This window comes from Streptomyces sp. NPDC027672 (assembly GCF_055566335.1).
The window spans coordinates 235,673-248,018 of sequence record NZ_JBVHSO010000013.1 but is presented as its reverse complement, the minus strand read 5'-3'; the positions used below and the strand labels follow the sequence as shown (position 1 = coordinate 248,018).

The window sequence follows — 12,346 nt, the reverse complement described above, 5'->3', positions numbered from 1 at the left end:
TCCCGGACCGGCACCCCGCCCCCCACACCCCTCTTGGAGCCACCGTGGCGCATCCGTCCCGCGCAGCAGCATCCGCCGCCCGTCTCTCCCGCCGCGCCGTCGTCACCGGGCTCGGCGCCGCCGCCCTCGGCGGCGCCCTGCTCGCGGTCACCCGGCCCGGCACCGCCTCGGCCGCGGCGCCGGGCCTGGACGACCCGGCGAAGAAGGAGATCGCCATGAAGCTGGTGTCCAGCGCGGAGAACTCCTCCCTCGACTGGAAGGCGCAGTACCGGTACATCGAGGACATCGGCGACGGCCGCGGCTACACCGCCGGCATCATCGGCTTCTGCTCCGGCACCGGCGACATGCTCGACCTCGTCCGTCTCTACACCGACCGCAAGCCTGGCAACGTGCTCGCGCCGTACCTGCCCGCCCTGCGGAAGGTGAACGGCACCGACTCGCACGCCGGTCTCGACCCCGACTACCCGCGCACCTGGCGCAAGGCCGCCCAGGACACCGCCTTCCAGCGGGCCCAGGACGACGAACGCGACCGCGTCTACTTCAACCCGGCCGTCGCCCGGGGCAAGGCCGACGGACTGCGCGCCCTCGGCCAGTTCGTCTACTACGACGCCCTCGTCATGCACGGCGACGGCGACGACCCGACCGGCTTCCGCGCCCTGCGGACCCGCGCCCTGCGCACCGCCAAGCCGCCGGCCCAGGGCGGTGACGAGACGGCGTACCTCGACGCCTTCCTGGACGCCCGGGTGTGGGCGATGCGGCAGGAGGAGGCGCACAGCGACACCAGCCGGGTCGACACCGCGCAGCGGGTCTTCCTGCGCGCGGGCAACCTCGACCTGGACACCCCGCTGGACTGGAAGGTGTACGGGGACGGCTACCACATCGGCTGAACCGCGGCGGGCGGCGTCCCACCAGGTGGGGCGCACTCGCATGGTATGCCCCTGACGAGGAAAGATGGGCGGTGAGCGATCGACCCCACCGATGCGGAGGAATGGAACTCATGCCGCACGAGCGCGCCGGCCGGCCGGCCGGTCCCGAGGACCTCGTCGACGTGGCCCGACTGGTCACGGCGTACTACACGCTGCACCCCGACCCGGCTGACCCGGGACAGCGGGTGGCGTTCGGCACCTCGGGACACCGCGGTTCGTCCCTGGCGAGCGCCTTCAACGAGGACCACATCGCCGCCACCAGCCAGGCCATCTGCGAATACCGTGCCGCCCAGGGCACGGACGGCCCGCTCTTCCTGGGCGTCGACACCCACGCCCTGTCGGAACCGGCGAAGGCCACCGCGCTGGAGGTCTTCGCCGCCAACGAGGTGACCGTGCTCATCGACAGCGCGGACGGCTACACGCCCACTCCCGCCGTCTCGCACGCGATCCTGACGTACAACCGGGGCCGTGCCTCCGGACTCGCCGACGGCGTGGTGGTCACGCCCTCGCACAACCCGCCCGCCGACGGCGGCTTCAAGTACAACCCGCCGAGCGGCGGCCCGGCCGCCTCCGGCGCCACCTCCTGGATCCAGGACCGCGCCAACCAGCTCATCGCGGGCGGCCTGAAGGACGTACGCCGGCTGCCCTACGCCCGCGCGCTCGCCGCGGACACCACGCGGCGTTACGACTTCCTCGGCGCCTACGCCGGCGATCTGCCCAGCGTGCTCGACCTGGACGCGATCCGCGTGGCCGGCGTGCGCATCGGCGCCGACCCGCTCGGCGGCGCCTCCGTCGCCTACTGGGGCCGGATCGCCGAGCAGCACGGCCTCGACCTGACGGTGGTCAACCCGCACACCGACCCCACCTGGCGGTTCATGACGCTGGACTGGGACGGCCAGATCCGCATGGACTGCTCCTCGCCGTACGCGATGGCCTCCCTCATCGAGCAGCGCGACCGCTTCGACATCGCCACCGGCAACGACGCCGACGCCGACCGGCACGGCATCGTCACCCCGGACGCCGGCCTGATGAACCCCAACCACTACCTCGCGGTCGCCATCTCCTACCTCTACCGGCACCGCGAGCAGTGGCCGGCCGCCGCCGGCATCGGCAAGACCCTGGTCTCCTCCACCATGATCGACCGGGTCGCCGCCGACCTCGGCCGCCGGCTGGTCGAAGTGCCGGTCGGGTTCAAGTGGTTCGTGGACGGACTGGTCGGCGGCGACCTCGGGTTCGGCGGCGAGGAGTCGGCCGGCGCCTCCTTCCTGCGCCGGGACGGCTCGGTGTGGACCACCGACAAGGACGGCATCATCCTGGCCCTGCTCGCCTCGGAGATCACCGCCGTCACCGGCAAGACGCCCTCGCAGCACTACGCCGAACTGACCGACCGCTTCGGCGCGCCCGCCTACGCCCGCATCGACGCGCCCGCCACCCGCGAACAGAAGGCGCTGCTCGGCAAGTTGTCCCCGGCCCAGGTCACCGCGGACACGTTGGCCGGGGAGGCGGTCACGGCCGTCCTCACCGAGGCGCCCGGCAACGGCGCGGCGATCGGCGGCATCAAGGTGACCACCGAGAACGCCTGGTTCGCCGCCCGGCCCTCGGGCACCGAGGACGTCTACAAGGTGTACGCCGAGTCCTTCCTCGGCGCCGACCACCTCGCCCGGGTGCAGGAGGAGGCCCAGGCGGTGGTGCTGGGCGCGCTCGGCGGCTGACGCGCAGCGCGCGGGCGGTCCTCCGCGCGGAGGACCGCCCGCGGGTTCAGCGGCCGTGGGGCAGCCGGTCGAGGACGGCCCGGGCCATGGCCGCCTCGCCCAGGGCGTTGGGGTGCGCGGGCGCCGCGGGCGAGTCGGGCCGCAGCGGCTCGATCCAGCGGACCTCGGGGGACCGGCACATGTCGTGGCCGGCCGTGGGCCGGTAGGTGTCGACGTACTCGGCCCGGTTCACGGCCGCGACCAGCCGCAGCATCAGGTTCAGCCGCTTCTCGGTGTCCCGCAGATAGGCGAAGTCCCGCTGGGCGAAGGGGACCTGGGGGAAGCAGCCGCTGCCGTCCTCGGGCAGCAGATCGGGGTAGCCGACGACGAGGACCCGGGCGTGCGGCGCGCGGGCGCGGACGGCGCGCAGCACCCGGTCGACCTTCGGCGCGGTCTGTGCGACGGCGAGGGCCAGCCGGTCCCGGCCGCCGGCCGTGTAGGAGCGTTGACAGGGGTTGCCCGCGGGGTCCTGGGCGGCGAGCCGGGCGCAGGTGACGATGATGGGACCGAACCCGACGTCGTTGCCGCCGATCTGCACCGTCACCAGTCCGGTGCGCCGGCCGAGCGCGTCGAGCTGGGGCGGGTTGGCGCCCTGGGCCCGCCACATCTCGGCGGTGGTGGCGCCGCCGCAGCTCACGTCCGTGAACGCGGCCGGCTTCAGCCGGGCCGCCACGAGCGAGGGGTAGTTGTGGTCCGAGCGGGCGCAGCCGGGGTCCACCTGCGCCGGGATGCCGGGTCCGGAGGTGTAGGAGTCGCCGAGCGCGGCGTAGCCGGTGCCGCCGGGCCCGGCGGGGTGCGCCGCGGCCGGCGGGGTGGCGGCGGCGACGAGCGCGCAGCCGCCCAGCACCGTGCCGAGCACCGCGCGCCGGCGCCGGACCCTCGTCCCGCCCGCCGTCCGCGTGCCGTAGCCCATGCGTCCTCCCGGAAGACCGCCACCGCGCGCGGTGGCGGCACCTCGCGGCGACCCTCGCGCGTTCGTCCGCCTTGTATACCGTCCGGTCCGTCCCGTCGGCCAGAAGCGGGAGACGGCGAGTTGCGGGGCGGAGGCGGGAGGTTCGCGCGGTCGCGGCGGCGGGTCCCGGGGCGGAGGCGGTGCGGCGGGCGGGCCGGGCTCACACGGCGGAGGCCTGCTCCACCGGTACGGCCTGGTGCGGCACGGCCGCCTGGAGCAGGGAGTCGTCCTCCGGACGGGCCCCCGAGAGACGGTGGCGGGCGGCGATCAGGGCCATGTCGACATCCCGGGTGCCGGTGGCCACGCAGAGCGTGTAGGAGATGTCCGCGAGCCGCTGCCGGGCCTCGGGAGTGCTCTCCTCGGCCCCGAGCAGGGTGAGGGCCTCGTACTGGGCGATGAGGTCCTGCAGTACGGCGGGGTGGGCCATGAGCATGGGGTCTGCCTCCGTGGGTGATCGCCGATGTGCGAATTCGCAGCGCGAATACCCCCGTGACGGCCGCGCATGCCCGCCCGGCCCGGACCGGTGCGTCACCCGGTCGGGTGCTTCCCGGGCGGTATCCGCCGGATCGGAGCGTGTCGCCGTGGTCCTTCCCCGATCATGCCTCTGTGACTGTGCAACGTCGAAGTGCCGTGAGCCGCCGGGTCGTTCCGGCCGTGCTCGGTGCCCTCAGTGTCCTCAGCGTCCTCAGCGTCGTGTCCGTGCTCCCCGCCCCGCCCGCCGCCGCGCGGCCGGCCCGCCTGGACGGCCGTCCCGCGGCGCCCCCGCCCCGCGAGGTCACGGCGGCGGAGGCGCGCACGGACGCCCACCTCCGCGGCCTGCGGAACCGGCCCGCCGCCCTGCGCGACTTCTTCCGGGACCTGCCCAAGGGCGGCGACCTGCACAACCACCTCTCCGGGGCGGTCTCCACGGAGTACCTGATCGAGCTGGCCGCCGAGGACGGGCTGTGCATCGACACCGCGACGCTGACCGCCGTCGTCCCGCCCTGCGGACCCGGCACCCGCCCCGCCGCCGACGCCCGCACCGACCGGGCCTTCCGGAACGCGGTGATCCGGGCCTGGTCCATGCAGGACTTCCCGTCCGGCGGGAACGGACACGACCACTTCTTCGACGCCTTCGGCAAGTTCGGCGAGGTGACCTGGCGGCACCGGGGCAAGCTGCTCGCCGACGTCGCCGACACGGCCGTGCGCGCCAACCAGTTCTACCTGGAGACGATGGTCACACCCGCCTCCGAGGGCGCGAGGAAGCTGGCCGCCGAGGTCGGCTGGGACGACGACCTGGCCGTCCTGCACCGCCGGCTCACCGCCGGCGGCGGGCTGGACAAGCTGGTCGCCGAGGCCCGCGCGGAAGCCGACGACGGGGACGCCGAGTTCCGCGCCGCCGAACACTGCGACACTCCGCGGGCCCGGCCCGCCTGCGCCCTCACCGTCCGCTGGATCTCGCAGGCGTCCCGGGGCGGCGCGCCGGAGCGGGTCTTCACCCAGCTCGCCCTCGGCATGCGGCTGGCCGAGGCGGACCTGCGGTTCGTCGCCGTCAACCTCGTCCAGCCCGAGGACGGCGAGCGCTCCCTGCGGGACTACGCCCTGCAGATGCGCATGGTCGGCTATCTGCGCACCCGGTACCCGAAGGCCCATGTCACCCTGCACGCGGGCGAGCTGTGGCCCGGACTGGTCAAGCCGGAGGACTTGAGGTCCCACATCCGCCAGGCCGTGGACGTGGCCCGCGCCGAGCGGATCGGACACGGCGTCGACCTCGTCCACGAGGACGACTGGCGGCGCACCGCCCGCACGATGGCGGACCGCGAAGTGGCCGTGGAGGTGCCCTTCACCAGCAACGCCCAGATCCTCGGCGTCAAGGGCGCGGACCATCCCTTCGCCACCTACCGCCGCTACGGCGTCCCGGTCGTCCTCGCCACCGACGACCCCGGCGTGTCCCGGACCGGCATCAGCCACGAGTACCAGTACGCCGCCGCCACCTACGGCCTGGGCTATCCCGAGCTGAAGGACCTGGCCCGCGCCTCCCTGGAGTACGGCTTCCTGCCCGGCGCGAGCCTGTGGCAGGACAGGCCCGCCGCCGGCGGCTACCACCCGGTCCGGGCGTGCCGCGCCGAACACCCCGGTCTGCCGGTGCGCGGTGCCACGTGCCGGCACCTGCTCGCGCAGAGCGCCAAGGCCCGTCTGGAGTGGCGCCAGGAGGCGGCCTTCGCCGCCTTCGAACGGACCCACAGGGGCTGACGCCCTCCGGCCGGCGCCCCGCCCCGCCGGGGCGCCGGCTCCGTCCCGGCCCGCGCACACCGGTGCCCCGGCGGGGCGGTGCCGTGGCCCCGGACGGCCGGCCCGGGCCGGAAAGCGTTTTTTGGCCGGGAACAGCCCTGCCACACAAGCGGCGTTCCGCGTTCCGCCGTGGCGCGTACGTCGTGTCCACGCCAATACCGTCCCGTGCGCCACGGTTCTGCCGCACCCGGCGGCCCTCCGCCGTCCACCCCGCCCGGCGTGCGCGTATACGACGCGTGACCCTTCGTCACGACATCCCCGCGGGTTCTTCACACGGCGACCACTTCAAGCCGATCCGGATACGGCCCCGTGCACGGGTGCAGACGCCGCACCCGGCGCGTACCTAGCCTCCCGGGCCATGCGATCACCTCTGCCGAGACGCCTCGGTCTCACCGCCGTCCTCGCCCTCCTCCTCGCCCTCTTCGGCCTGGCCCCGAGCGCGAGCGCCGACCCCGCGCCCGCCACCCTCACCTTCGCCACCAGCGCCGCCACCGCCAAGCCCGGCGACACCGTGAACCTGTCGATGACGATCACCAACAACAAGACCTACGACATCTGGTTCGTGTACCAGACCATCGACCCGACCTGGCTGACCACCCAGCGCCCGGACCTGAAGTACAGCTTCAGCGGGTGCAGCCTGGCCACGGCGAGCGGCAGCACGCCCTGTTCCGGGACCGGCCCGAGCAACCTCGGCGGCAACTACGGCGCCACCATCCCGCCCGGCCAGAGCCGCACCGTCACGCTGACCCTCCAGGTCGCCGCCGACTCCGGCTGCAACGGCAACATCGGCTTCTACTCGTACTTCTACGCCGAGTTCAGCGACAGCACCAACGTCAACGGCGGACCCGTCTACACGCCCGAGACCCGGGTGCTCTGCGCCTGAGGGACGCCTCGCTCCCGGTGGCCCCGATGACCGGAAACGGCCTGCGGACGCGGGCCCGCACCGCAGGGGCCACGACACCTCGCCGGCGGGCCGCCACGGCCCGCCGGCGCGTCACGGAACCGCCGGACCAGCCAGCCGGACCCCGCCCCGCACCGGACCCTCACGCGGCGGCGACGGGAAAACAGTCCGACAGGTTGTCTCCACAAGTCGATCAGTAACCGCACTTTTCCGTCAGGTTTCGTAACTCGACCACAAAAACTCCACAGAGACATCACCATGTGACGCGACGGATGCGTCGACGACCGGCTTCTGAGGGGGCGCCGGGGTCACGCGAGGGGGTGCGTCCGCTCCATGGGAGCCGTGCTCGCCCCTGCCCGGGGAGGGAACAACACCGCATGAAGCGGACCATACGCACCACCGCGCTGACGGTGGGCGCGCTCATCGCCGCGCTCGGCCTGCCGGCCGGTCCGGCCCAAGCCGGCACCACCGCGCCACGCGTCGACCTCAGAGTCCTGGTGGTGAGCGACGGTGGTCCGGCCACCGACGCCATCGCCGCCGAACTCGACGCCGCCGGAACGCCCTACACGAAGGTCGACCTCACCCGCACCGGCCGGCCCGTCATCGACGCGGGATTCCTCGCCGACACGGTCGACGGCCGGCCGCGCGCCAAGTTCCAGGCCGTCGTCCTGCCCAACGACAACCCGTTCCCGGCCGGCAGCACCGAGATGAGCGCGCTCGCCTCCTACGAACAGACCTACGCCGTCCCGCAGGTCGACGCCTACACCTACGCCCGGCCCCAGGTCGGCCTCCAGGTTCCCACCCCCGGCGGCTACTCGGGCAGCGTCGACGGCATCCGCGCCCAGGTCACCGCCGCCGGGAAGGCCGGCCCCTTCGGCTACCTCGACGGCACGGTGCCCTTCGAGGACAACGCCCCGGACGTCGGCGAGAGTTACGCCTACCTCTCCGCGCCCGCCGCCGGCGCCGACTTCACCCCGTACGTCCAGGCGCCCGTGCCCGGCACCACCCGACAGGGCTCCCTGGTCGGCGAGTACCGGCACGACGGCCGGCGCGAACTGGTCGTCACCTTCGTCTACAACCAGTACCAGCAGCAGTTCCGGCTGCTCGCCCGCGGGATCGTGGAGTGGATGACCGGCGGCGTGCACCTGGGCGCCTCCCGCAACTACTTCGCGGTGCACGTGGACGACGTCTTCGCCGCCGACGACCGCTGGGACACCCAGCTCAACTGCACCCCCGGCGACGTCGACTGCGCGAACGGCGCGGGCACCCCCCACCCGATCCGCATGGAGCCGGCCGACGTCGACTACGCCGCCGCCTGGCAGAACAGCCACCACATCACCCTCGACATGGTCTACAACGGCGCCGGCAGCGTCGACCAGCGCGAGGACAACGACGGCGTCGACCAGCTCGCCGACAAGCTGATCGCCGACCGCGGCACGTTCCGCTGGGTCAACCACACCTACACGCACGCCTTCCTCGGCTGCGAGCAGAACGTCACCGTCGTGCCGTGGACCTGCGCCACCAACTTCGACGGCAGCACCAAGTGGGTCGGCCTCACCACGATCGACTCCGAGATCGCCACCAACCGCGTCTGGGGCCAGACCGCCGGACTCCCGCTGGAGAACGACGAACTCGTCACCGGCGAGCACTCCGGACTGCGGATCCTGCCGCAGCAGCCCCAGGACAACCCCAACCTGGCTCTCGCGCTCACCGTCGAGGGCGTCAAGTGGCTCGCCTCCGACAACTCCCGCGACCCCGAACAGCGCCAGGTCGGACCGGCCACCACCGTCTCCCGCTACCCGATGAACGTCTTCTACAACGCGGGCCGGGCCGCCGAGCAGGTCGACGAGTACAACTGGCTCTACACCAGCCGCGCCCAGGGCGGCAGCGGCATCTGCGAGGACAACCCGGCCACCACCACCTGCCTGCCGGCCCCGCTGGACACCACCACCGGCTACACCGGGTACATCGTCCCGCTGGAGACCCGGATCGCCCTCGGACACGTGCTGTCCAACGACCCCAAGCCGCACTTCATCCACCAGTCCAACCTCGCCGAGGACCGCATCGCCTACCCCGTCCTGAACGGCGTACTCGACGGCTACGACGCGCTGTTCGCGGACAACACCCCGGTGGTCAACCTGCGGATGAAGGCCATCGGAAGCGAACTCCAGCGCCGCGCCGCCTGGAAGAGCGCCGTCCAGGCCGGCCGCGTCACCGCCTACCGCATCGGCACCGCCGTCACCGTGCAGGCGCCCGGCGGCACCGCCGTCCCGGCCACCCTCCCCACCGGCACCACCGTGAACGGCGCCGCCTTCGGCACCGCCTACGCGGGCGCGGTCTCCGGCTGGACGAACTCGTCCGGCACCGCGCTCGGTTACACCCTGCCGTCCACCCCCGCGGCGCCCGCCGCGCGCCCGGACGGCACCACCGCCGCCACCGCCCCGGCCCCGCGCACCAGGGTCCCGGCAGGCGTGCGCGAACAGGTCGCGTCCCACCCGGACAGCTAAACGGCGCACCGGTCCGCGGGCCCGTCCGGCGCTCCCCACCGGGGCGGGACGGGCCCCGGTCCCGGCCGTCCACCGACGCCCCGGGACCCGCACGTCCACCCCACACCTCGGCCGTGGAGCGCCATCGATGCACGTTCAGCACGGCGCGCGCCGCCCCGGCGCGGCGCACGTCACCCTGCTCACCGAAGGCACCTACCCGCACAGTCACGGCGGCGTCAGTGTCTGGTGCGACCAACTCGTCCAGGGCATGCCCGACCTGGACTTCGACGTCATCGCCGTCACCGGCACCGGACGCGAGCCCGTCGTGTGGGACCTGCCCGCGCACGTCCGCAGCGTGCTGTCGGTGCCCATGTGGGGAGCGCCGCCCGAGGGCCGCCCGCCCCGGGGCCGGGCCCTGGCCCGGCTCGCCGACGCCTACGAACGCCTCCTGACCGCACTGCTCGACCCGCACGCCGAGGACCGGTTCCCGGCCGCCCTGTACAGCCTGGCGCGGGCCGCCGCCGAGGGCACGCTCAGCCCGTTCCTGCGCGGCGACCGGGCCGTCGCGGTCCTGGCCGCGGTGTGGAACCGCCCGGGACTGGCCGTCCGGGAGGCCCGGCCCACCCTGCACGACGCGGTCACCGCCACCGCCCTGCTGGAGCACGCCCTCCGCCCGCTCGCCGCGCCCCCGCCCCGGCACGGCGTGGCCCACGCGGTCAGCGGCGGCGTCGCCGTGCTGCCCGGCCTGGCCGGCCTGGAGCGGTACGAGGTGCCGCTGCTGCTCACCGAACACGGTGTCTACCTGCGCGAGCGCTACCTCGGCTACCGGACCGCCCCCTACCGCTGGCCGGTGAAGGCCGTCGTCCTCGGCTTCTTCCGGCTGCTGGCCGAGGAGAGCTACCGCCGGGCCGCCCTGATCACCCCCGGCAACCGCTACAACCGGCTGTGGGAGGAAGAGGGCGGCGCCGACCCGCGGTCCATCCGCACCGTCTACAACGGCGTGGACCCGGAGGCCTTCCCGCCCGCCGGCCCCGAACCCGCCGTCCCCACGCTCAGCTGGGCCGGCCGCGTCGACCCCATCAAGGACCTGGAGACCCTGATCCGCGCCTTCGCCCTGGTCCGCGACGAGATACCCGGCGCCCGGCTGCGGCTCTTCGGCGGGACACCCCGCGGCGGAGAGGCGTACCGGGAACGCTGCGAGGCGCTGGCCGCCACCCTGGGGCACGCGGACGCCGTCACCTTCGAGGGCCGGGTCGACGACATCAAGGACGCCTACGCGGCCGGGAACATCGTGATGCTCTCCAGCATCAGCGAGGGCTTCCCGTTCACCCTCATCGAGGCCATGTCCTGCGGCCGGGCCACCGTCTCCACCGACGTCGGCGGCGTCCGCGAGGCCGTCGGCGACACCGGCCTCGTGGTGCCGCCCCGCGACCCGGCCCGGATGGCGGCGGCCGCCCTCGAACTGCTCGCCGACGCCGAACGGCGCCGGACGATGGGGGAGGCCGCCCGGCTCCGCGTGATCGAACAGTTCACGCTGCGCCAGACCATCGACACCTTCCGCTCCGTCTACCTCGAACTTCCCGCCCCCGAGCGGGAGTTCGCCGCCCCGGCCGCGCCCGGGCGGGACCTGCGCGTCGCCGCGGGGAGCCTGGCCGGATGAGCGGGCCCATGGCGCTCGAACCGGGCGGCGCCGAACAGGACACCCTCGCCCTGCGGCTCGCCGGCACACCCGCACGGGGCGACGACCACACCCTCACCCTGCGGCTGCCCGGCCACGGACCCGACCCGGAGGCGGTGAGCCGGCTCGCCGCCGCCCTCGCCGACCGCGTCGGCCCCGCCGTCCACCCCTACGAGGTGGCGGCCCTGCTGGAGGCCGAGGGCCTGACCGCCGAGCAGATCAAGCAGCGGTACGGCCACCCGAACCTCTTCTCCCTCGCCACCGCGCTCTACGAACAGGTGCCCCGCACCTACCCGGAACCCGCGCCGGCGGCCGACCCCTGGCGCCCGGACACCGTCCGCTGCCTGCTGCGCGGCGTGCTGTTCGCCCTGCCCGGCCTCGCCTATCCGCTGACCGCGCCCCTGTGGCACCCGGGCCGGCACGCCGCCGCGCCGATCGTCGCCGGACTGGTCTCCTGGGCCTGGGGCCAGGCCCTCGGCCACCGCGCCCACCTGCGGATGGTCACCGGCCGCCGCGAGGCCGCCCGCACCCTGCTGGCCGGCGCCCCGGCCGGCGCGGCCCTCGCCACGGCCGCCGCCGCCCCGCTCGCCGGCGGCGGCCCGGTCCTGGCCGCGGCGGCGGCCCAGTCGCTGTACCTGGCCGCGGCCGGCGTCCTGCTCGTCCTGGCCCGCGAGCGGCTGCTGCTGGCCGCGCTCACCCCGCTGATCGCGGGCGCCGCCGTACTGCCCTGGTGGGAGCCCGGCCCGGCGGTGCGCGCCGCGCTGCCGCTGCTCGCCCTGCTGGCCACCCTCGCCGGCACCGGCCACGTCCTGCGCGGCGCCCTCGCCGCGCCGGCCGCCCCCGCCGGCAGCAGCCCCCGCCCGCTGTGGTCCCTGCCGTACGGGCTGTTCGGGCTGGCCGCCGGGATGCTGGTGCTCCTGGAAGGGCGGCACGAGCCGTACGCGGTGATCGTGCTGACGGTCAGCATGGGCCCCGCCGAGTGGCTGCTGTACCGCTACCGGGGACTGTCCGTGGCCGCGCTGCGCGCCACCGCCACACCCGCCGGCTTCCTGCTGCGCTCCGCCGCCGTCCTCGCCGGCTGCCTCGGCGTCTACCTGCTGCCGCTGCTGCCCGCCGCCTACCTCACCGGCGCCGCGCCGGCCACCCTGCTGCTCCTGGCCGCCACCTTGTGGACCGCGCTGCTCCTCCAGGCGTTCGGCGCCGCCTGGCCGCCGGCGGTCATCTGTCTGGCCGCCGCCGCGGTGGCCGGCGCGCTGCCCCGGCTCGGCCTGCCGGCCGGTCCCGCCGCCCTGCCGCTGTGCTGCGGCGCCGCCGTCCTCGGCCTGGTGGCGTACGCGCTGCTGCTGCTCGGCCGGCCCGCCCGGCACGCCTGACCGCTCGT

The 12,346-nt window shown here is 74.6% G+C and carries 9 protein-coding genes; 7 read left to right on the top strand and 2 right to left on the bottom strand.

The window, feature by feature from the left end:
- Positions 1 to 44 precede the first annotated feature (44 nt).
- Positions 45 to 887: a chitosanase gene (locus ACZ4SV_RS28845; protein ID WP_468007655.1), complete on the top strand. Its 843-nt coding sequence runs from the start codon at positions 45 to 47 to the stop codon at positions 885 to 887.
- 110 nt (positions 888 to 997) lie between these two features.
- Complete coding sequence (pgm, locus tag ACZ4SV_RS28840) at positions 998 to 2,638, top strand: phosphoglucomutase (alpha-D-glucose-1,6-bisphosphate-dependent) (protein ID WP_468007653.1); 1,641 nt, start codon at positions 998 to 1,000, stop codon at positions 2,636 to 2,638.
- A gap of 46 nt (positions 2,639 to 2,684) precedes the next feature.
- Here the strand turns inward: pgm and ACZ4SV_RS28835 are convergent, their stop codons facing one another.
- Together ACZ4SV_RS28835 and ACZ4SV_RS28830 are read right to left on the bottom strand one after the other, a co-directional pair.
- Positions 2,685 to 3,590, bottom strand: a complete 906-nt coding sequence (locus ACZ4SV_RS28835) for an SGNH/GDSL hydrolase family protein (protein WP_468007651.1) — start codon at positions 3,588 to 3,590, stop codon at positions 2,685 to 2,687.
- 199 nt (positions 3,591 to 3,789) lie between these two features.
- Complete coding sequence (locus ACZ4SV_RS28830) at positions 3,790 to 4,062, bottom strand: DUF5133 domain-containing protein (protein ID WP_468007649.1); 273 nt, start codon at positions 4,060 to 4,062, stop codon at positions 3,790 to 3,792.
- A 197-nt stretch (positions 4,063 to 4,259) separates the two neighbouring features.
- Here ACZ4SV_RS28830 and ACZ4SV_RS28825 point away from each other — a divergent pair, with 197 nt between their 5' ends.
- The 5 genes from ACZ4SV_RS28825 (at position 4,260) to ACZ4SV_RS28805 (ending at position 12,338) form a co-directional block, all read left to right on the top strand.
- The gene (locus ACZ4SV_RS28825) at positions 4,260 to 5,861 is read left to right on the top strand and encodes an adenosine deaminase family protein (RefSeq protein ID WP_468007647.1); all 1,602 of its coding nucleotides are present in this window, start codon (positions 4,260 to 4,262) and stop codon (positions 5,859 to 5,861) included.
- A gap of 397 nt (positions 5,862 to 6,258) precedes the next feature.
- Entirely contained in the window at positions 6,259 to 6,783 is a 525-nt protein-coding gene (locus tag ACZ4SV_RS28820) for a hypothetical protein (RefSeq protein WP_468007645.1), read from the top strand.
- A gap of 395 nt (positions 6,784 to 7,178) precedes the next feature.
- The gene (locus ACZ4SV_RS28815; RefSeq protein WP_468007643.1) at positions 7,179 to 9,308 is read left to right on the top strand and encodes a hypothetical protein; all 2,130 of its coding nucleotides are present in this window, start codon (positions 7,179 to 7,181) and stop codon (positions 9,306 to 9,308) included.
- A gap of 127 nt (positions 9,309 to 9,435) precedes the next feature.
- Positions 9,436 to 10,947, top strand: a complete 1,512-nt coding sequence (pelF, locus tag ACZ4SV_RS28810) for a GT4 family glycosyltransferase PelF (protein WP_468007641.1) — start codon at positions 9,436 to 9,438, stop codon at positions 10,945 to 10,947.
- Complete coding sequence (locus ACZ4SV_RS28805; RefSeq protein ID WP_468007639.1) at positions 10,944 to 12,338, top strand: hypothetical protein; 1,395 nt, start codon at positions 10,944 to 10,946, stop codon at positions 12,336 to 12,338. Before pelF ends, ACZ4SV_RS28805 begins: the two co-directional genes overlap by 4 nt.
- Positions 12,339 to 12,346: the final 8 nt, after the last annotated feature.

What these genes read in the sequence shown, in the direction of transcription:
- pelF (WP_468007641.1), top strand. Translation starts at nt 9,436, where the DNA reads ATGCACGTTCAGCACGGCGCGCGCCGCCCCGGCGCGGCGCACGTCACC.
- ACZ4SV_RS28835 (WP_468007651.1), bottom strand. Translation starts at nt 3,590, where the DNA reads ATGGGCTACGGCACGCGGACGGCGGGCGGGACGAGGGTCCGGCGCCGG.
- ACZ4SV_RS28830 (WP_468007649.1), bottom strand. Translation starts at nt 4,062, where the DNA reads ATGCTCATGGCCCACCCCGCCGTACTGCAGGACCTCATCGCCCAGTAC.
- pgm (WP_468007653.1), top strand. Translation starts at nt 998, where the DNA reads ATGCCGCACGAGCGCGCCGGCCGGCCGGCCGGTCCCGAGGACCTCGTC.
- ACZ4SV_RS28815 (WP_468007643.1), top strand. Translation starts at nt 7,179, where the DNA reads ATGAAGCGGACCATACGCACCACCGCGCTGACGGTGGGCGCGCTCATC.
- ACZ4SV_RS28805 (WP_468007639.1), top strand. Translation starts at nt 10,944, where the DNA reads ATGAGCGGGCCCATGGCGCTCGAACCGGGCGGCGCCGAACAGGACACC.
- ACZ4SV_RS28820 (WP_468007645.1), top strand. Translation starts at nt 6,259, where the DNA reads ATGCGATCACCTCTGCCGAGACGCCTCGGTCTCACCGCCGTCCTCGCC.